The organism is Herbaspirillum sp. RTI4 (genome assembly GCF_034313965.1).
Lineage (GTDB): Bacteria > Pseudomonadota > Gammaproteobacteria > Burkholderiales > Burkholderiaceae_D > Herbaspirillum.
In genome coordinates, this window is record NZ_JAVIWQ010000002.1 from 2,074,301 (window position 1) to 2,095,536 (window position 21,236).

10 protein-coding genes are annotated in these 21,236 nt (G+C 57.2%); 6 read left to right on the forward strand and 4 right to left on the reverse strand.

From position 1 onward, the window contains the following. The first annotated feature begins 52 nt into the window (after nucleotides 1–52). Nucleotides 53–9,850: a hypothetical protein gene (locus RGU70_RS09430; protein ID WP_322209139.1), complete on the forward strand. Its 9,798-nt coding sequence runs from the start codon at nucleotides 53–55 to the stop codon at nucleotides 9,848–9,850. Between the two features lie 80 nt (nucleotides 9,851–9,930). Beyond that, nucleotides 9,931–10,866, forward strand: coding sequence for a hypothetical protein (locus RGU70_RS09435; RefSeq protein WP_322209140.1), 936 nt, complete (start codon nucleotides 9,931–9,933; stop codon nucleotides 10,864–10,866). Between the two features lie 56 nt (nucleotides 10,867–10,922). Here RGU70_RS09435 and RGU70_RS09440 read toward each other — a convergent pair whose 3' ends face one another. Then, the gene (locus tag RGU70_RS09440; RefSeq protein WP_322209141.1) at nucleotides 10,923–11,849 is read right to left on the reverse strand and encodes a LysR family transcriptional regulator; all 927 of its coding nucleotides are present in this window, start codon (nucleotides 11,847–11,849) and stop codon (nucleotides 10,923–10,925) included. 294 nt (nucleotides 11,850–12,143) lie between these two features. On the opposite strand from RGU70_RS09440, the gene aceB reads away from it, so the two are divergent. Further along, nucleotides 12,144–13,730 carry a malate synthase A gene (gene aceB, locus RGU70_RS09445; RefSeq protein WP_322209142.1) on the forward strand — a complete coding sequence of 529 codons (1,587 nt, stop codon included), beginning with the start codon at nucleotides 12,144–12,146 and terminating at the stop codon, nucleotides 13,728–13,730. A gap of 448 nt (nucleotides 13,731–14,178) precedes the next feature. On the opposite strand, the gene RGU70_RS09450 is transcribed toward aceB, so the two are convergent. The 3 genes from RGU70_RS09450 to ispD all read right to left on the reverse strand — a co-directional run bounded on the left by RGU70_RS09450 (nucleotide 14,179) and on the right by ispD (nucleotide 15,841). After that, nucleotides 14,179–14,382: a cold-shock protein gene (locus RGU70_RS09450; RefSeq protein ID WP_322209143.1), complete on the reverse strand. Its 204-nt coding sequence runs from the start codon at nucleotides 14,380–14,382 to the stop codon at nucleotides 14,179–14,181. Nucleotides 14,383–14,594: 212 nt separating this feature from the next. Continuing rightward, nucleotides 14,595–15,098: a 2-C-methyl-D-erythritol 2,4-cyclodiphosphate synthase gene (gene ispF, locus RGU70_RS09455; RefSeq protein WP_322209144.1), complete on the reverse strand. Its 504-nt coding sequence runs from the start codon at nucleotides 15,096–15,098 to the stop codon at nucleotides 14,595–14,597. Next, nucleotides 15,095–15,841: a 2-C-methyl-D-erythritol 4-phosphate cytidylyltransferase gene (gene ispD / locus RGU70_RS09460; protein WP_322209145.1), complete on the reverse strand. Its 747-nt coding sequence runs from the start codon at nucleotides 15,839–15,841 to the stop codon at nucleotides 15,095–15,097. Before ispD ends, ispF begins: the two co-directional genes overlap by 4 nt. 357 nt (nucleotides 15,842–16,198) lie before the next feature. Between ispD and mfd the strand changes: the two genes are divergently transcribed. From mfd to RGU70_RS09475, 3 genes are all read left to right on the forward strand, one after another. Further along, the gene (gene mfd / locus RGU70_RS09465) at nucleotides 16,199–19,660 is read left to right on the forward strand and encodes a transcription-repair coupling factor (protein ID WP_322210752.1); all 3,462 of its coding nucleotides are present in this window, start codon (nucleotides 16,199–16,201) and stop codon (nucleotides 19,658–19,660) included. 145 nt (nucleotides 19,661–19,805) lie between these two features. Next, nucleotides 19,806–20,648: a phosphoserine phosphatase SerB gene (serB, locus tag RGU70_RS09470; RefSeq protein ID WP_322209146.1), complete on the forward strand. Its 843-nt coding sequence runs from the start codon at nucleotides 19,806–19,808 to the stop codon at nucleotides 20,646–20,648. Between the two features lie 87 nt (nucleotides 20,649–20,735). Next, nucleotides 20,736–21,098, forward strand: a complete 363-nt coding sequence (locus RGU70_RS09475; protein WP_322209147.1) for a hypothetical protein — start codon at nucleotides 20,736–20,738, stop codon at nucleotides 21,096–21,098. Nucleotides 21,099–21,236: the final 138 nt, after the last annotated feature.

Here is a 21,236-nt window from a genome sequence, read left to right on the forward strand (position 1 = left end):
CGAATCATTCGGCGGGGTCAATAGAGGCTCTGCCCAACAAGGCATATTTCAAATGGCAACAACGTCCACTCCGAATGCAGCAACGACCCCTCCTGCCGGCGATAAAAGCGGCGGAGCGATCAAGGTCGCCACGCCGGATCAGGATGGCAATTTCCATCTGAATGTTGCCAAGAGTGCCGTAAGCAAGGTGCAGATTGTCGATGTCGACATGATACTTACGCTGAAAGACGGTACCAAAGTGGTGCTGGCCGGCGGTGCTATCGGCGCGATGGATGAGAGTACTTCTGTTCAATATAGTGATGGCAAGGATAAAGCCGGTCACATGATGGAGCAGGTTGGCAAGATCGCTTTGCAGAAAGACGATCATCCGCTGGTGCTCAATTCCACGGCAAGCGCGGACGACCCCAATCAGGCGGCCGCCGCCCATGCAGAGACCAACAAGAACCTGGCGGCGCAAGCGCAGGCAGCCAACGCGACACTGGCTGCCATCAGTCAGGCGCTGGCGCAAATCGCCGCCGTCATCCAGTCCAATGCTCCATCGGTGCAATCGACTAAAACGGGCGACTTCGCTACGGCCGTCGTAACGAAGCCCACAACCCGCCCGGTGCCGGAGGCATTGCCAGAGCGCGCGCCGGTGACGCCGGAGACGACGGTGATCGGGCCCAAGGCTCCGTCGATGGCGGTCAGCCTGTTTAACCTGACTTCGATTACGCAGGTCGGCAGTACGCTCTACGGTAGCGGCGGCACCCTTAAATCGGCAACGGACAGCACGAACGACACGCAGTTCGCCGCGCAGGTCATCAATGGCACGGCGACTGCCACCACGATCTATGCCGATGGCACCATGCCGACCGGCCAATTCGTCAAGGTGCTGGACGTGCAGCTCGGCGGCGATGGCAAGATGCAGACGCTGACGGTGTCCGGTGTGCCTGACGATGTGCATATTCTCAACGCCATCAATCTGGGTGGCGGGCTGTATTCGGTGACGGTTTCGGCCAACATCAAGGATTACCAGCTTCAACTGGCTTACAACACGCTGTTGGCCAATCCGAATGGCCCGGTGCATGAGCAATTCACCCTCAATATTTCGGCCAATATCGTTACCGCGACCGGTGTGCAAACGGTGGGCGCTACCATGCTCGTTGCGATTAAAGACGTCAGCGCTGCCACCGATCTGGTGTATGTCGATCCGGCCACGGGCCTCAACGTGTATGTGCTGCCGGCGCAGGGTGTGGCGCACATCATTCATGCTGGTGACAGTGGGGTGACGATTTATGGCAGCAATGCCAAGGATGTGTACTACGGCGGTGCCGGCAACGATACGATTATCGGCGGCAACGGCAATGACTATTTCGAAGGCGGTGCCGGTGCCGATACGCTGCTCGGCGGCAGCGGCAACAATACCGCTGGCTATACCTTGTCGGCCTCCGGCGTCACCATCGATCTGAGCACCGGTTTCGGCACCGGCGGTGATGCGCAGGGCGACAAGCTCACCAATATCAATTCCATCATTGGCAGCTCTTACGACGATACCTTCATCATCGGTCCGGCCACCGCCACCGTGAGTGGCGGAGCCGGGGGCAGCGATACGCTCAGTTTCGCACTATCGACGGCAGCGGTAACGGTCGATCTGAACGCCGGTACCAGCAGCGGCGGCTATGCCTCGCATGTCACTTACAGCCATATCCAGAATGTGATCGGTACGGCCTTTAGCGATACCTTTGTTGCCAGCAGTGACGCCAATCATTTCGACGGTGGCAGCGGCGGATCGGACACCGTCTCTTATGCCGCTTCCACCGCCGGAGTGACGGTCAATCTGGCCACCGGCGTCGGCAGTGGCGGCTATGCGGCCGGCGATAGCTACACCCACATACAAAACGTGATCGGTAGCGCCTATAACGACACCTTCGGCGGCAACAGCGATATCAATTATTTCAATGGCGGCAGCGGTGGCCAGGATACGGTCAGTTACGCCAATTCAGCGGCCGGGGTCACGGTCAATTTCGTGACCGGTCGCGGTACCGGCGGCGATGCCGAGGGCGATACTTACCTCAATGTGCAAAACGTCATCGGCAGTGCGTATGATGATACGTTTATCGCCGCTGTCGATAGCCGCAGTTTCAATGGCGGTTCGGGCGGTGCCGACACGGTCAGCTACGTGACGTCGAATGCCGGCATCACCATCGACACCATCAATAACGTCGGTTCCGGCGGGTATGCAAATAACAATACTTACACCAACATCCGCAACTTCATCGGTACCGGTTATTCCGATACCTTCATTGCCGGTTCTTCTCCGCATAATTTCGATGGTGGTACGGGCGGTTCCGATACGGTGAGTTTCGCCACGGCACCCGGCGCAGTGACGGTTGACTTGTACACCGGTACTTCCAGTGGCAGCTATGCCCAGGGCGATACGCTGACGCACATTCAGAATGTCATTGGCGGGGCAGGCGACGATCTGTTTTACGCCAGCGCGGAAGCCAATAGTTTTAATGGCGGCGCCGGTTCGAATACGGTCAGTTATCTGCATTCCACACTGGGCGTAGTGGTGGATTTGACCAACACGATCGGTACCGGCACGGCCGACGGTTATGCTGCCGGTGACTCTTTCGTCAATATTCAAAATCTGATCGGTAGCGTCTACGACGATGCCTTCGTCTCCGGTGCCGCTGCCAATACCCTCGATGGCGGCACCGGCTCGCTGCACAACCGGGTTTCTTATGCGGCATCGACGGCCGCTGTGACCGTCGATCTGAACTACCAAAATGGCACCGGCACTTTCGGCGGTTATGCCAGCGGCGATATCCTGATCAATATTCAGGACCTGACCGGTGGCGCCGGGAACGATACCTTTGTGGCCAGTGCAGCCGCCAATTATTTCGATGGCGGACTGGGCTTGAATACCGTCAGTTATTCCGCTTCCACTGCCGGAGTTACGGTCGACCTGGTGTCGGGACTCGGCAGTGGCGGCTATGCGGCGGGCGATACCTACGCCAATATACAAAACGTGACAGGCAGCAGCGGCAACGACCTCTTTTATGCCACCGGCGTGGCCAATGTATTCATCGGCAACGGCGGGGTTGATACGGTCAGTTATTTCAAAGCGACCGATGGCACGGGCGTGACCGTCAACCTCGATAGCGGCGTGGGTACCGGCGGGTTTGCCGCCGGGGATAGCTACACGGGAATTCAAAACGTGATCGGCACCAGTCACGACGATCTGTTCATTGCCAGTTCGCTGGCCAATGCCTTCGATGGCGGGCTTGGCAATAACACCGTCAGCTATGTGACGGATACCACTGGCGTGACGGTCAATCTGGTCACCGGTATTGGTACGGCAGGCTATGCCGCTGGCGATACCTACGCAGCAATTCAAAACGTGATCGGCGGCAGTGGTAACGATACGTTTGTCGCCAACAATATCGCCGGCATCTTTGATGGCGGCGTGAGTACGGCGACTTCGCATAACCGTATTGATTATTCGAATTCCATTGCGGCGGTGACGGTCGATCTGATCCAGCAAAACGGAGGCGGGACTTCCGGCGGTTACGCGACTGGCGATGTCCTGAAAAACATTCAGGACGTGACCGGCAGTAGCTTCGACGATATCTTTATCGCCAGTGCGGCTGCCAATTATTTCGATGGTGGCGTCAGTACGGCGGCGTCGCACAATCTGGTCAGTTATACCAATGACACGGCAGGCGTGAGCGTTGATTTATCTACTCCCGGCGCGCTGGGCGTGGGTGGTCTGGCGGCGGGCGACACCTTCACCAATATTCAGGATGTGACCGGCGGCAGCGGCAACGACAGCTTTATTGCCAGCGCCGCAGCGAATAATTTCGATGGCGGCAGTGGTGCGCATAACCGCGTCAGCTACCTCAATGACACGGCGGGTGTGACGATAGATTTGTACACGGTCGGGGCCTTGGGCGTGGGCGGTTTTGCGGCCGGCGACAAGTACACGAATATTCAGGATGTCACGGGCGGATCGGGTAACGATACGTTTATCGCTAATGCTGTCGCCAATTATTTCGACGGCGGCGTGAGTACGGCTTCATCGCACAATCAGGTGAGCTACGTCAACGATAGCGCCGGCGTGACGGTGGATTTGTTTACGGTCGGTGCGCTGGGTGTGGCGGGTCTGGCGGCGGGCGATACGTATACCAATATTCAGGATGTGACCGGCGGTAGCGGCAATGACAGCTTTTTCGCTAGCGCCGCAGCCAATTATTTCGATGGCGGCGCCAGTACAGCCTCGTCGCATAATCTGGTGAGTTACGTCAACGATACGGCAGGCGTGACAGTCAATTTGTTCACGGCGGGCGCGCTGGGTGTGGGTGGTCTGGCGGCGGGCGACAAGTATACGAATATTCAGGATGTGACCGGTGGTAGCGGTAACGATACGTTTATCGCCAGCGCCGCAGCCAATTATTTCGACGGCGGGGTCAGTACAGCGGCCTCGCACAATCAGGTCAGTTACGCCAACGACACGGTAGGCGTGACAGTGAATTTGTTTGTCGCCGGGACGCTGGGCGTGGGTGGTCTGGCAGCGGGTGACACCTACACCAATATTCAGGATGTGACCGGCGGCAGTGGCAACGATACGTTTATTGCCAGCGCCGCTGCCAATTATTTCGACGGTGGCACCAGCACAGCGGCCTCGCATAATCTGGTGAGCTACGTCAACGATACGGCAGGCGTGACGGTGGATCTGTCATCGACCGTGACCTTGGGCGTGGGCGGACTGGCGGCGGGCGACACCTACGCCAACATCCAGGACGTGACCGGCGGTTCAGGTGACGATAAGTTCATCGCCAGCGCTGCCGCCAATTACTTTGACGGCGGCGCCAGCACAGCGGCTTCGCACAATCTGGTCAGCTACATCAACGATACGGCAGGGGTGACGGTGGATTTGTCATCGACCGTGACCTTGGGCGTGGGCGGACTGGCGGCGGGCGACAAGTACACCAACATCCAGGACGTGACCGGCGGTTCAGGTGACGATAAGTTCATCGCCAGCGCTGCCGCCAATTACTTTGACGGCGGCACCAGCACAGCGGCTTCGCACAATCTGGTCAGTTACATCAACGATACGGCAGGCGTGACGGTGGATTTGTCATCGACCGCGATATTGGGTGTGGGCGGACTGGCGGCGGGCGACAAGTACACCAACATCCAGGACGTGACCGGCGGATCGGGCAACGATACCTTTATCGCCAGCGCTGCCGCCAATTACTTTGACGGCGGCACCAGCACAGCGGCCTCGCACAATCTGGTCAGCTACATCAACGATACCGCGGGTGTGACGGTGAACTTGTTTACCGCCGGGACGCTGGGCGTGGGTGGGCTGGCAGTCGGCGACACGTATACCAATATTCAGGATGTGACGGGTGGTAGCGGCAACGATACGTTCATTGCCAGCGCGTCAGCCAATTATTTCGATGGCGGTGCGGGTACGCATAATCTGGTCAGTTACGCGAACGATACGGTTGGCGTGACGGTGGATCTGTCATCGACGGTGACGCTGGGCGTGGGCGGTCTGGCGGCGGGCGACAAGTACACCAACATCCAGGATGTGACCGGCGGGTCGGGCAACGATACCTTTATCGCCAGCGCCGTAGCCAATTATTTCGACGGTGGAACCGGTCTGCATAATCGGGTCAGCTACACCAACGATACGGCGGGCGTGACGGTGGATTTGTCATCGACGGCGATCCTGGGCGTGGGTGGTCTGGCGGCGGGCGACAAGTACACCAACATCCAGGATGTGACGGGCGGATCGGGCAACGACACTTTCATTGCCAGCTCCCTGGCCAATTATTTCGATGGCGGTGGTGGTCTGCATAATCGGGTCAGCTATGCCAACGATACGGCAGGCGTGACGGTGGATTTGTCATCGACCGTCACCTTGGGCGTGGGGGGACTGGCGGCGGGTGACACCTATACGAATATTCAGGATGTGACGGGCGGATCGGGCAACGACACCTTTGTCGCCAGCACTCTCGCCAATTATTTCGACGGTGGTGCCGGTTTGCATAATCTGGTCAGCTATACCAGCGATACGGCGGGTGTGACGGTGGATTTGTTCACCGCAGGCGCGCTCGGTGTGAATGGTCTGGCGGCAGGCGATACCTATACCAACATCCAGGACCTGACGGGCGGATCGGGTAACGACACCTTCATTGCCAGCTCCCTGGCCAATTATTTCGACGGTGGAACCGGCCTGCATAATCGGGTGAGTTACGCCAACGATACGGCGGGTGTGACGGTGAACTTGTTTACCGCCGGGACTTTGGGCGTGGGTGGTTTGGCGGCAGGGGACACCTACACCAATATCCAGGATGTGACGGGTGGGTCGGGCGACGACATCTTCATCGCCAGCGCGTCAGCCAATTATTTCGATGGCGGTGCGGGTACGCATAATCTGGTCAGTTACGCGAACGATACGGTTGGCGTGACGGTGAACTTGTTTACCGCCGGGACCTTGGGCGTGGGTGGTCTGGCGGCAGGGGACACCTACACCAATATCCAGGATGTGACGGGCGGGTCGGGCAACGATACCTTTATCGCCAGCGCCGTAGCCAATTATTTCGACGGTGGAACCGGTCTGCATAATCGGGTCAGCTACACCAACGATACGGCGGGCGTGACGGTGGATTTGTCATCGACGGCGATCCTTGGCGTGGGTGGTCTGGCGGCAGGCGACAAGTACACCAACATCCAGGATGTGACGGGCGGATCGGGCAACGACACTTTCATTGCCAGCTCCCTGGCCAATTATTTCGATGGCGGTGGTGGTCTGCATAATCGGGTCAGCTATGCCAACGATACGGCAGGCGTGACGGTGGATTTGTCATCGACCGTCACCTTGGGCGTGGGGGGACTGGCGGCAGGCGATACCTATACCAACATCCAGGATGTGACGGGCGGATCGGGCAACGACACCTTTATTGCCAGCACTCTCGCCAATTATTTCGACGGTGGTGCCGGTCTGCATAATCTGGTCAGCTATACCAGCGATACGGCGGGTGTGACGGTGGATTTGTTCACCGCAGGCGCGCTCGGTGTGAATGGTCTGGCGGCAGGCGATACCTATACCAACATCCAGGACCTGACGGGCGGATCGGGTAACGACACCTTCATTGCCAGCTCCCTGGCCAATTATTTCGACGGTGGAACCGGCCTGCATAATCGGGTCAGCTACACCAACGATACGGCGGGCGTGACGGTGGATTTGTCATCGACGGCGATCCTGGGCGTGGGTGGTCTGGCGGCGGGCGACAAGTACACCAACATCCAGGATGTGACGGGCGGATCGGGCAACGACACTTTCATTGCCAGCTCCCTGGCCAATTATTTCGATGGCGGTGCGGGTACGCACAATCTGGTCAGCTATGCCAACGATACGGTTGGCGTGACGGTGAATTTGTTTACCGCAGGGACCTTGGGCGTGGGTGGTCTGGCGGCAGGGGACACCTACACCAATATCCAGGATGTGACGGGCGGGTCGGGCAACGATACCTTTATCGCCAGTCTGGCAGCCAATTATTTCGATGGCGGTACGAGTACGGCTGCGTCACATAATCTGGTGAGTTACGCCAACGATACGGCCGGTGTGACGGTGAATTTGTTTACCGCCGGGACGCTGGGCGTGGGTGGTTTGGCCGTTGGCGATACGTATACCAATATTCAGGATGTGACGGGTGGGTCGGGCAACGATACGTTTATCGCCAGCGCGGCCGCCAATTATTTCGATGGCGGGACCGGTCTGCATAATCGTGTCAGCTACACCAACGATACGACGGGTGTGACGGTGAACTTATTTAATACCGCAATCTTGGGCGTGGGCGGACTGGCGGCGGGCGACAAATACACGAATATTCAGGATGTGACGGGTGGCACGGGCAACGATACGTTCATCGCCAGTCTGGCGGCTAATTATTTTGATGGCGGTAGCGCCGGCACGGATACGGTGAGCTATGTCTCCTCGACAGCGGCGGTGACGGTCGATCTGTCCAATACCTTATCGGTGGGCAGTGGCGGTTTTGCCGCCGGTGATACCTATGCGCAGATAACGAATCTGATTGGTACCGCTTACGCGGATACCTTGACTGGCCTGACTGCAGGCGGTTCGACCTTGTTGGGCGGTGCGGGTGCGGATACCCTGACCGGCGTGGGCAGTAACAATACCGTCAGTTATGTGGGGTCGGCGGCGGTGGCGGTGGATTTGTATACCGGCGTCGGGACGATTGCCAATACCGGCGGCGATGCGGCGGGGGATATTTTGAGCAATATCCAGAACATCATTGGTAGCGCGAACAACGATACGTTTTACGCCAGTCTGGCAGCCAATATATTTACCGGCGGCGGCGGGACGGATACCGTCAGTTATGTGCATTCGACCAGTGGCGTGACGGTCAATTTGTCGAACGCTTCTGCGGGGACGGGCGGCTTTGCTGCAGGCGATACTTATTCCGCTGTTACCAATCTGATTGGTAGCGCTTTTGCCGATACGCTGACCGGTCTGGCAGCGGGCGGTTCGACCTTGTTGGGCGGGGCGGGGGCGGATACGCTGACCGGCGTTGGTAGCAATAACACGGTGAGTTACGTAGGTTCGGCAGCGGTGCAAGTGGATTTGTATACCGGGGTCGGGACGATTGCCAATACCGGTGGCGACGCTGCCGGGGATATCTTGAGCAACATCCAGAACATCATCGGTAGCTCGAACAACGATACGTTTTACGCGAGTCTGGCGGCCAATATATTTACCGGCGGCGGCGGCGTTGATACGGTCAATTATTCCCACTCGACTTCGGCTGTGACGGTCGATCTTTTCAACGGCTCACTTACTGCTGGCGGTTTCGCTGCCGGCGATACCTATTCAGGCATTCAAAATGCAAGCGGCAGTGCTTTTAACGATACGTTTATCGCCAACTCTCTGAGCAATGCCTTCGATGGCGGCAGCGGCGGTAGCGATACGGTCAGCTATGCCAACTCGACGGCTGCTGTGACCGTCGATCTCTATAACGGCGTCGGCACTGGCGGTTACGCTGCCGGCGATACGTATGCAAATATCCAGAATGTGACCGGCACTGCCTTTAACGATACCTTTATCGGCAACAGCAGTGCGAATGCATTTAATGGCGGCTCCGGTGGCACTACCGATACTGTCAGCTATATCTATTCCACCGGTTCACCGATTATCGCCAGCCTGACGACCAATACCGGTACGAGCGGTGATGCCAGCGGCGATACCTATACGCATATTTTTAATCTGATCGGCAGCCAAAACGTCAACAGCACCCTGACCGGCGACGCCAACAGCAATGTGTTGACCGCGCTCGGCACGACGACCACCAATATCCTCAACGGCGGCGCAGGCGGTACCGATACTCTGGACGGCCAGCTGGGTGGCCATAACACGTTGATTGCCGGTAGCGGCAGCACGACGACGATTGATGTCAAGGCCAACGGAGCGACCATCAGCAATATCGATAGTGTGGATGGCAGCCTTGGTACCACGTCGACCATGCTGGTATCGAATCTGGGTACCACGCTGGATTTGTCGACTTTTTCAACGAAGGTGTCTGGCCTCTCGACATTGGATGTGCGCGGCAGCAGCAATTCAACGGCGATCATCATCACTGAAGCCGACGTGGCGCACATGGGACGGACTTCCGCGTCAGAACAGGTGCTGACGCTGCGAGTCAATGCGAATGAGTTCCTGCAGTTTTCCGCATCGGATTTCGTCCGGACCGCCTTGACGGCGGGTGGGTCGGATTATGCGTTTTATTCAAACAGTAGTTTTACCACCGAGATTGCACGGCTTCATGTGCTGCTCACATAGGGACATTTTCGCTGGATTTATAAAAAATAAGATAGGGGAGTGTGTTGCCACGCCAATGGTGTTCAGCCCACAAAAATGATATGAAAAATCGCTTACAGACATCCAGTTTTCCTCATGTTGTCCAATATTTCGCCGCGATGGCATCGTGGTGGGCGGCTTACCAGAGCGCACGCTTGTATTTTGTCGCCAAGCGTGACGGTGATCGTTTGCTGATCCTGGCGGCACGTCTTTATCTGGATGTCTTTCGTGTTGAAAATCCTATGTCGGATTACCTCACGGATGCCCTCTGCGCCGTACAACTGGATTTGTCGCCATCGCTGCCGGTGATCGAGCAGGTGATTGATGCCTTGCTCTCTTCTGAGGGCTACGAGCTTGCCGGTATCGGGCGGCTTATGCTGGCCCCTAAGGAGGATGGCACGCTGGATGTGCCGGCAGCTTTGCCACTGCATCCGCGCGGCGTCAGTACCGGTTGCCGGCTTTCGGTGTTGACGGCCCACGGTGCGCCACGCGCGGCACTGGCGCCGCAGCCGGAATACGACTGGATGGTAAAGGCAGGGGACAATCCTTTCGATACGCTCGATGAATTGATAGCGCGGTATGGATTGGATGCCAAGGACTCTGATCGGAGCAGCCTGGAAATCATCGCTCAAACGGCGGTGAAGGTGTTTGCCGGTTCCGGTATTGCGGGTCGCAGTGCATTGCTGGGATTGTGGACGGCGAAATCTCTGGATAAGGCACACCTGCGCCTGGGTTATCGGGTGCTGGTGGGTGACGAGGTGGTCAATCGCGGCGTGATCGTCGGGGACGATCTTCACTGGAGTGAATCCGGTTCGGCGATGGTCGGGAAAATTCTGATCGAGGTGCCGCAGGGGGCTTCGGTGCAGTGTATTACTTCGTATCAGGGACTGGCGCATCATGAGCAGTGGATTGGCGCTATGGAGGGCGCACCTCCTGCGGGTTTGAGTTCTCATGTCGCCGTTGCGAGAGATATTTCGCGCTTATCCAAGGTGGTTTGAGCTGGCATTGACCAGCGCGTATGCACTTCAGGTGCGGTTTCTTAAGACTTGATTTTTCACGGCAGTTTTTGAGTGGCAATTTGCGGTCGCCAATAATCAGGCTGCGCATAGGCATGGCGCAGGAAATCAACAAAGGTGCGAATCCGCAGCGGTAAATGCCTTCTTTGCGCGTAGACCGCGTGGATGGCGTTGCCGGGGGCGGCGAACTGGTCGAGCACCGTGACCAGCTGCCCTGATTCGATGGCGGCACCCACTTCCCACATCGAGCGCCAGGCCAGACCTTTGCCGTTGAGCGCCCAGTTATGCAATACCTCGCCATCGTTGCACACCATATTCCCCGCCGCTTTGACAAGGTTGTCCTTGCCGTTCTGACGCAGCGTCCAGCCGCGCTGACTGCCTTCGCTGCTGATGGCCAGGCAGTTGTGGCGGGACAGGTCGTCTGGCGTCTGTGGCGTGCCGTGTCGCTGCAGATACGCCGGTGAAGCGACGATCACGCGGTGGTTATCGGCCAGTTTGACGCTGACCAGGCTGGAGTCGTTGAGCGCGGCGATGCGGATGGCCACATCGACCCCTTCGCCGATCAGATCGACCATGCGGTCGTTCAGGTTGAGGGTGAGCACCACTTCCCGCTGCTCGGCCAGATAGGAGGGAATCAGCGGCGCAACGTGCTGGCGGCCGAAACCGGCGGGAGCCGAAATGAGCAGGCTGCCGGTGGCGCGGACGCTGCGTTCGGAGACGGCGGCTTCGGCATCTTCCAGATCGGCCAGAATGCGCTGGCAGTCTTCCAGAAATACGCTGCCTTCGTTGGTGAGGGCGATCTTGCGCGTCGTGCGTTGCAGGAGTTTGATGCCGAGCCGTTCCTCCAGCGCATCGAGACGCCGTCCTATCATGGCAGGGGCCACGCCTTCGGCCCGGGCCGCAGCCGACAGGCTGCCTTTGGCAGCGATTTCGACGAAGGTGGAAATTTGTTTGAACTGATCCATGGCAGGGCCTTATCCGGGTTGCATCACGGGGAATTGCAGGAGAACTTCAGGAGAAGTGCCGGGTCGTTCCACTTGTGACTAAAATGCAAAGATAAAGTGATAAAACGATCCACTTCTATGTATTTAGTTTACTTATACTATGGGGACTCTGCAAGCCAAACGCGGCAGTGCCGCGTAGTACGTGCAGTACGTGCAGTACGTGCAGTCCGTGCAGTATCGGTTAGTATCGTAAATTCACTTTTATCGCCGTTATGAGGTCTGTAACGGTTGCCAACATTTGACAGGAGCACCAGCATGACGCAATTGACTCTGCCTACGGGCATGGAAATCACCGGCGCAATCGCCCCCGGTTACGAACATATTCTGAGCGCCGAGGCGCTCAAGCTGGTCGCTGACCTGAGCCGCGCATTTGAGCCGCGTCGTCAGCAATTGCTGGCTGCCCGTGTGGATCGCGCTGCGCGTATCGATGCGGGTGAGCGTCCTGATTTTCTGGCCGAAACGGCATCGATCCGTAGCGGCGACTGGAAAATTGCTCCTATTCCTCAGGCGCTGGAATGCCGTCGTGTGGAAATTACCGGTCCGGTCGAACGCAAAATGGTGATTAATGCGCTCAATTCCGGCGCGGATAGCTATATGACCGACTTCGAAGATTCGAACTCGCCGGTCTGGGCTAACCAGATTACCGGTCAGATCAATCTGTTCGATGCCATCCGCCGTACGATTTCGTTGGAGCAAAACGGCAAAAGCTATCAACTCAACGACAAGACTGCGACTCTGGTGGTGCGTCCGCGCGGTTGGCATCTGGATGAAAAACACGTCACAGTCGACGGCAAGCGCGTATCGGGCGGTATTTTCGATTTCGCTTTGTATTTGTTCCATAACGCCAAGGAATTGCTGGCACGCGGCGCAGGGCCTTATTTTTATCTGCCGAAGATGGAATCGCATCTGGAGGCGCGGCTGTGGAACGATATTTTTGTGATGGCGCAGGACGCGATCGGCATTCCGCAAGGCACGATCAAGGCAACGGTGCTGATTGAGACTATTCCTGCTGCTTTCGAAATGGATGAAATTCTGTATGAATTGCGCGCCCACAGCGCCGGTCTGAATGCCGGACGTTGGGATTACATTTTTTCGTGCATCAAGAAATTCAAGCTGGATAAGGATTTCTGTCTGGCCGATCGCGCCAAGGTGACGATGACTGCGCCGTTCATGCGCTCGTATGCCTTGCTGCTGCTGCAAACCTGCCACAAGCGCAATGCGCCGGCGATTGGCGGCATGGCGGCATTGATTCCGATCAAGAACGATCCGGCTAAAAACGAGATCGCGATGGCCGGTGTCCGTACCGATAAGGCGCGTGATGCGACCGATGGTTACGATGGTGGCTGGGTCGCACATCCGGGTCTGGTCGAGTTGTCGATGGCTGAATTCAAGAAGGTGCTGGGCGACAAGAAAAACCAGATCGACAAGCAACGTCCGGATGTCCATGTCGTTGCCGCTGACTTGCTGAACTTTCAGCCGGAAACGCCGATTACTGAGGCGGGTCTGCGTTACAACATCAACGTCGGTATTCATTATCTGGGCGCATGGCTGGCGGGCAACGGCTGCGTGCCTATCCATAATCTGATGGAAGATGCGGCGACGGCTGAAATCAGCCGGGCGCAAGTCTGGCAATGGATACGCAGCACCAAGGGCGTGCTCGACGACGGCCGTAAAGTGACCGCCGACATGGTGCGCGCGATGATTCCGGAAGAACTGCTGAAGGTGAAAGAAATCGCCGGTAACGGAGCCACTTATGACCGTGCTGCGACGATCTTTGAAGAGATGTCGACGTCGGCTTCATTCGCTGAATTTTTGACTTTGCCGTTGTACGAAGAGCTGTAATCGGGCCTGGCGTTAGCCAGTTAGTTGTTGTCTGAAAATAGTTAAAGCGCCGTTCCGGATTATTTCGGAGCGGCGTTTTTTTCATGACCGAATGGCATTAGCTCTGAGAGGTGGTGTTTTGCCTTGGAGGGAGGGAGGGAGTGGGGTAGTGCTGAAGTCATGCGCAGTGACTTTGTTCTTTCGGGCAGTGATTTCGACGGATCGGAAATTTTAGGGTTCGTTAATGCCACTTTTTTTAATCGAGCGCACGGAATCGAATCGAGCGCACGGCGAAATTTCAGGCGTTGATGTTTGATTCAATCTGGTGCTGCGGCTCTTCTTATGCGGGTGCTGTGTGGCTCACCAGTTCAAGTAATTTTGACCGACCTTATGGCGTAGATGAAAGCACGGGACGAAAAAAATCCCCGACGAATCGGGGATTTTTGTACAGCGTGTGAATCTCGTGCGATTAGATCGGCGCGATGTTCGAAGCTTGCTTGCCCTTAGGACCAGCAGTCACTTCGAAAGAAACACGTTGGTTTTCTTGAAGAGACTTGAAGCCGCTCGACTGGATAGCCGAGAAGTGAGCGAACAGATCTTCGCCGCCTTCGTCAGGAGTAATAAAACCGAAGCCTTTAGCGTCATTGAACCACTTTACGATACCAGTTGCCATTGCAATTCCTATTTAGTTAATTGGGCATGCGCCCGTGTTATATCGTTCAAAACCAAGACAAGAATGACAGACTAATACCGCACTACTAGCTCGAATCTTAACGACTAGCGAATTATAACTGCTTATTTAAAAAAGCCAACAGTTTTTTTACTAACAATTGAAAATAACTAATCCATGAAAGACGGGGGAACGCATTTATATTAATTTTTGCATTAATTTGCGCTGCATTCCTGTGCGCGGTGCAATAACACCACGGCTTCCGCAGCAATGCCTTCTTCCCGTCCCAGATAGCCCAGTTTTTCATTGGTCTTGGCCTTGATATTGACCTGGCCAGCGATAATTCCTAAATCCTGCGCCAGATTGGCCACCATCTGCCCGATATGCGGTGACATCTTCGGCGCTTGCGCGATGATGGTGGCGTCGATGTTCCCGACGGCATAGCCGGCAGCCGCCACGCGTTCCATCGCGACGCGTAGCAAAATGCGCGAATCGGCACCACGAAACTGCGCGTCGGTATCGGGAAAATGACGTCCTATGTCACCCAACCCGGCCCCACCCAGCAGCGCATCGGTGATCGCATGCAGCAAGACGTCGGCGTCGGAGTGACCCAGCAGGCCGGTCGGATGCGGGATGTCGACCCCGCCAATAATCAGCTTGCGGCCACCGACCAGCGCGTGGCAATCGTAGCCCTGGCCTATTCTGAAGGGAAAACTCATGACGATCCTTTTACATTGGAGTGCGGACGTGCCTGAAGTAATAATGCCTCCATCAGGAGAACATCATCCGGCGCAGTCAGTTTGAAATTACGTGAACTGCTTTCGATTAATCGCGGTGCCAGACCCAGCGCTTCTATCGCGCTGGCGTCGTCGGTAAAGTCGGCCGCCCCATCTTGTTCCAGCGCACGCAGTAACAGCGCGTGGCGAAACATTTGCGGCGTTTGCGCCGACCATAATCCGGCGCGCGCCACCGTTGCCGCGATTCGGGCCGCGGTTGTGCCATCACCGCGCTTGAGGGTATCGGCCACTGGCAGGGCCAGCAAACCACCCACCGCATCGTCGGACAATCCATCGATCAATCGCTGCAATAAGGCGGGAGTCAAACCGGGACGGGCGGCATCATGGACCAGAATCCAGTCCTCGGAATCCACCTTGTCAGGCATTGCCGCCATCGCACGCAAACCGTTGCGCACCGTTTCCTGGCGACTAGCCCCGCCGTGGCGCAATACCGTCACCTTGCCTTGCAAATGGGGGGCAGCGGCCAGCAGCGCATCGATATAGGCATCCTCCGCACTGACGACGACGAAGGTGGCCGCGATGGATGGCGCAGCGGCAAAGGTATCCAGCACATGCTGCAACATCGGCTTGCCGGCCAGCGGCAAATATTGCTTGGGACAGGCCGCGCCCATGCGCGCGCCGACACCGGCGGCGGGAATCAAAGCGAAATGGCGGGGTGTAGGCATCGGAGCAACGTGGAATAGTAATAGCAAGGCTGAATTTTACGGTACAAATCCGGCATACCGCTCTTGATTCTCGGGTAAGTGGGGGGGTGAATCTCTGATTAAGTGCTTGCAAGGCACAATTCTGGCGTGCTGATGCGCATCGTGCCAGTTGGCGGTGCCGTTTTTCGTCTGCGTTTGCGCCGCACAGCAGGGTTAATCGGAAGATGCTTGGGATCACGCAATCCAGGAGCAGGGGCAGGAAACCCGCCCAGGCTCCTTGCTGGTAAGATAGCGGGCGGCAAGAGCTGGCAGCAAAACGGCCAGCTTTCGCTGCATTTTTAGATGATTTCCCATAGTGCCGTACCCACCTCTTTCTTCATGTCCTTCGATTTAAAAAAATCCCTTCCCAAGCCCGGCATGCGCTTCGTGCCGCCAGCAGTACACGGCTCCGCCGACGCCTGCCTGATTGCGCAAGCCGCACAGGAACTCAAGGCCAAGGGGCGCATGCTGGCCGTGATTGTCGCCAATGCGACCGACGCCCAGCGCCTGCTGTCCGAAATCCGCTGGTTCCAGCGCGAAGGAGGGGAAGAGAATGCACTGCGCTGCCATCTGCTGCCCGATTGGGAAACCCTGCCGTATGACGCCTTCTCACCGCATCAGGATCTGGTGTCGGAACGGCTGGCTACGCTCTATGAAGTGCAAAACGGCCAATCCGACGTCCTGATCGTCCCCGCCACTACCGCCTTGCTGCGCATGGCGCCGCCGCAATTTCTGGCCGCTTACACCTTCTTTTTCAAACAGGGCGAAAAACTCGATGAAACGCGCCTGAAACAGCAACTGACGCTGGCCGGTTATGCGCATGTCAATCAAGTCATGTCGCCCGGCGAATATTCGGTGCGCGGCGGTCTGATCGATATTTTCCCTATGGGATCGGTGCTGCCGTACCGGCTCGACCTGTTCGGCGACACCATAGAAACCATCCGCACCTTCGATGCCGACACGCAGCGCTCACTCTATCCAGTGAAACAGGTGCGCTTACTGCCGGGTCGTGAATTTCCCATGGATGAAGCGGCGCGTGGCGCATTCCGCAGCCGCTGGCGCGAAGTGTTCGAAGGCGATCCGTCGCGCTCCGGGATGTACAAAGACCTCGGCAACGGCATCGCCGCCGCCGGTATCGAGTACTACCTGCCGCTGTTTTTTGAGCAGACTTCCACCTTGTTCGATTACCTGCCGGCCGATGTCACTCTCGCGCTGGTCGGCGATATCGACCAGACCATCCAGCGCTTCTGGAGCGATACCCGCTCGCGCTACCGCTTCCTCAGCGCCGACCGCGAACGGCCGGTGCTGCCGCCGGAATCCATTTTTCTCGGCGACGAAGATTTCTTCACGCTGGCCAAACCCTACGGCCGCTGGGCGATTCAGAACGACGATGCCGCGTCTGAATTATCGGCCGCCATTCCCAATGTGGCCGTCAACCGCCATCTGGACGACCCGCTGACCAATTTGCGCAGCTATCTGTTGCAGGCCGGTAAAGCCGGTCGGCGCGTACTGATTTGCGCCGAATCGAACGGCCGGCGCGAAACCTTGCAGCAATATTTCCGCGAATTCGATCTGCATCCGCAACTGTGCGACACCCACGCCGATTTCCTCACGGCCAGCGCGCCGCTGATGCTGGGCGTCGCCCCTTTGCACATCGGTTTTGAATGGCATGCCGACGGCGAAACGCTGATCTTCATTACCGAAACCGAGTTGTACGCCGGCTCCGGCCGCCGCATCGGTCGCAAGAAGCAAGAGGGCGCGACTCAGGTCGAAGCCATGGTGCGCGATCTGTCCGAACTGAAAATCGGCGATCCGGTAGTCCACGCTAATCACGGTATCGGCCGCTACATGGGCCTGGTCAGTATGGATCTGGGCGAGGGCGAAACCGAATTCCTGCACCTGGAATACGCCAAGGAAACCAAGCTCTATGTGCCGGTGGCGCAACTGCATGTGATCGCCCGCTATTCCGGCGCCTCGCCGGACGATGCGCCGCTGCATGTACTCGGCTCCGGTCAATGGGAAAAAGCCAAGCGCCGGGCGGCGCAACAGATACGCGATACCGCCGCCGAACTGCTCAATCTGTATGCGCGCCGCGCTTTGCGCAAGGGCCACGCCTTCGAATATTCAGCACAGGATTACCAGACCTTTGCCGACAGTTTCGGCTTCGAGGAAACGGTCGATCAGGCCGCTGCCATTCAAGCCGTCATCCGCGACATGACCGACGGCAAACCGATGGATCGCCTGATTTGCGGCGACGTCGGTTTCGGCAAAACCGAAGTGGCCTTGCGCGCCGCCTTCGTTGCGGTACTTGGCGGCAAGCAGGTCGCGATACTCGCGCCCACCACACTGCTGGCCGAACAACACGCGCAAACCTTTGCCGACCGTTTTGCCGACTGGCCGGTGAAAATCGCCGAGCTGTCGCGTTTTCGCTCCGGCAAGGAAGTCACGCAAGCGATCAAGGGCATGGCCGACGGCACGCTGGATATCGTCATCGGCACCCATAAACTGCTGTCCGACGACATCAAATTTTCACGGTTGGGACTGGTCATTATTGATGAGGAACATCGCTTCGGCGTGCGCCAGAAAGAAGCGCTGAAGGCCTTGCGCGCGGAAGTCGATGTGCTGACGCTGACGGCCACGCCTATTCCGCGCACGCTGGGGATGGCGCTGGAAGGTCTGCGCGAATTTTCCATCATCGCCACCGCGCCACAAAAGCGGCTTGCGATCAAAACTTTCGTGCGCAGCGAAGATGAATCGACGATTCGCGACGCTTGTCTGCGCGAACTCAAACGCGGCGGTCAGGTGTACTTCCTGCATAACGAAGTCGATACCATCGAAAACCGCAAGGCCATGCTGACGGCGCTGCTGCCGGAAGCACGCATCGCCATTGCACACGGCCAGATGCACGAGCGCGAGCTGGAAAAAGTGATGCGCGATTTCGTCGCTCAACGCTTCAATGTCCTGCTCTGCACCACCATCATCGAAACCGGCATCGACGTGCCAACTGCCAACACCATCATCATGCATCGCGCCGATAAATTCGGTCTGGCGCAGCTGCACCAGTTGCGCGGTCGTGTCGGGCGTTCGCATCATCAGGCGTATGCCTATTTGCTGGTCAATGACGTCAAGGGACTGACCAAACAGGCGCAGCGCCGACTGGATGCAATTCAGCAAATGGAAGAACTGGGCAGCGGCTTTTATCTGGCGATGCACGATCTGGAAATTCGCGGAGCTGGCGAAGTGCTGGGCGACAGTCAGTCGGGTGAAATGCACGAAATCGGTTTTCAGATGTATTCCGACATGCTCAACGACGCCGTGCGCGCATTGAAAAGCGGCAAGGAGCCTGATCTGGCCGCGCCCTTATCGAGTACTACTGAAATCAACCTGCACGTACCAGCCTTGCTGCCCAGCGATTATTGCGGCGACGTGCATGAACGGCTCTCGCTGTACAAGCGCCTGGCCAATTGCGCCAGTCCATCCGCGATTGACGATTTGCAGGAAGAACTGATTGATCGTTTCGGCAAGCTGCCGGACGCCGCCCGCGCCCTGGTGGAAACGCACCGCCTGCGCATTGCTGCCAAGCCGGTAGGAATCATCAAGATCGACGCTCACGGCGAATCGGCTACTTTGCAATTCACGCCCAATCCGCCGATCGACGCGATGCGCATTATTAATCTGGTGCAAAAGAACCGTCATATCAAACTGAACGGGCAAGACAAATTGCGCATCACGGTCGCTATGCCGGATCTGGCTGCCCGCGTGGAACAGGTCAAAACGACGATTCGCGCACTGATGGGATAATCAATCAGATTCAAGGGCGGCCAGCGCAACGTTGGCCGGGGAATAAAAATAAGGAAGCGCTGAGTAAAGACGCGTGACGCAAGCACAGAGCTGCGCATTCGCCTCATCAGCGCTTGCGTCATGAACATGGTTTAGGGAAACAAGAATGAATGTGATTTTGCAAGGTGTGCAGATGGAGCGGGCCACCGCAGAACGACTCGCTGCACTGGTGCAGGCGTCGCATATCGAGGCGGTAGGCGAACATGCTTTCCGTTGCACCGGACTCGCTGCCGACGCGCTACAGCACAAGCAAGAACTCGAAGCGCAATGTCTCGCGGCGCAGGTCGATTGCACCTTCATGGCGGGCGAGCGTCGTCTGTCCGATTTTCGCTTGCTGGCAATGGACATGGACTCGACGCTCATCACGATTGAATGCATCGATGAAATCGCCGATATGCAGGGCCTCAAGCCGCAAGTTTCCGCCATTACCGAAGCGGCCATGCGCGGCGAAATCGAATTCAGTGAAAGCCTCCAGCGCCGCGTGGGTTTATTGGCGGGGCTGGACGTCAGCGCTTTGGATCGCGTGCTGGAGCGGGTCAAGCTTTCGCCGGGCGCAGCGACCATGCTGGCGGCGGTGCAGGCAGCGGGTCTGAAAACCTTGCTGGTTTCCGGCGGCTTCACTTTTTTTGCCGAACGCTTGCAGGCCGATCTGGGATTGGATTATGCCCACGCCAACCAACTGGAAATGATCGATGGAAAACTGACCGGCAAAGTGCTGGGCGTGATCGTCGATGCGCAGGAAAAGCGGCGCAAGGTCGAAGCTGTGTGCGCTGAGTTGGGCATTGCCACCAGCCAGACGATTGTGATGGGCGATGGTGCCAACGATCTGGAGATGATGCGTATTGCCGGACTGTCGGTGGCTTTTCGCGCCAAACCGGTGGTGCGCGCGCAGGCCAATGTGGCGCTCAATTTTGTCGGGCTGGATGGGGTGTTGAACGTCCTTCGCTGAGCCTGTTCTTATGTCGCACCGGCGCATGGCCATGCCTGCTGCCGTTTGGCTCTAACCTGACTCCTATTTATTGAAAGAGAGAATGCAATGACTGATGGACTCGTAATTGACGGCAAACTGTACGTGGATAAAACCCAGGCCTGGTGGCTCTATTTATTTCACGGTGCCAGTATGCTTTTTTCGCTGGGCGCGCTGTCTTTTTTGCCGCTGATAGTCAATTATCTGAAGCGCGCAGAAACGGCTGATTCCTTCGTCGGCACCCATCACAGCTGGCAAATCCGTTCGTTCTGGTGGTATGTCGTGTGGATGATTGTGGGCGGGGTGTGTTTCATGAGTTTCGTCGGCATTCCGCTGGCATTGTTGGTTTGGGGCGTGGCCTGGGTATGGAAGGCGTATCGCCTGATTCGCGGCGTGATTGACCTCGGCAATAATCGCGCTATGCCGGTTTGAACTGGCTTTGTTTTAATCGATTAGAATGATGCGGCGCGTCTGCCTGCTCAGCGCCAGAGATAACCATAATCAAAAGGGATTGTTGATGAGGCGACGATGCTTATTCAGCCATTCTGCAAGAGAAAAAATTACCAAGAG

Bases quoted from the DNA above. Each gene is read 5' to 3' on its own strand.
- RGU70_RS09430 (WP_322209139.1), top strand. From the start codon at position 53: ATGGCAACAACGTCCACTCCGAATGCAGCAACGACCCCTCCTGCCGGC.
- RGU70_RS09435 (WP_322209140.1), top strand. From the start codon at position 9,931: ATGAAAAATCGCTTACAGACATCCAGTTTTCCTCATGTTGTCCAATAT.
- RGU70_RS09440 (WP_322209141.1), bottom strand. From the start codon at position 11,849: ATGGATCAGTTCAAACAAATTTCCACCTTCGTCGAAATCGCTGCCAAA.
- aceB (WP_322209142.1), top strand. From the start codon at position 12,144: ATGACGCAATTGACTCTGCCTACGGGCATGGAAATCACCGGCGCAATC.
- RGU70_RS09450 (WP_322209143.1), bottom strand. From the start codon at position 14,382: ATGGCAACTGGTATCGTAAAGTGGTTCAATGACGCTAAAGGCTTCGGT.
- ispF (WP_322209144.1), bottom strand. From the start codon at position 15,098: ATGAGTTTTCCCTTCAGAATAGGCCAGGGCTACGATTGCCACGCGCTG.
- ispD (WP_322209145.1), bottom strand. From the start codon at position 15,841: ATGCCTACACCCCGCCATTTCGCTTTGATTCCCGCCGCCGGTGTCGGC.
- mfd (WP_322210752.1), top strand. From the start codon at position 16,199: ATGTCCTTCGATTTAAAAAAATCCCTTCCCAAGCCCGGCATGCGCTTC.
- serB (WP_322209146.1), top strand. From the start codon at position 19,806: ATGAATGTGATTTTGCAAGGTGTGCAGATGGAGCGGGCCACCGCAGAA.
- RGU70_RS09475 (WP_322209147.1), top strand. From the start codon at position 20,736: ATGACTGATGGACTCGTAATTGACGGCAAACTGTACGTGGATAAAACC.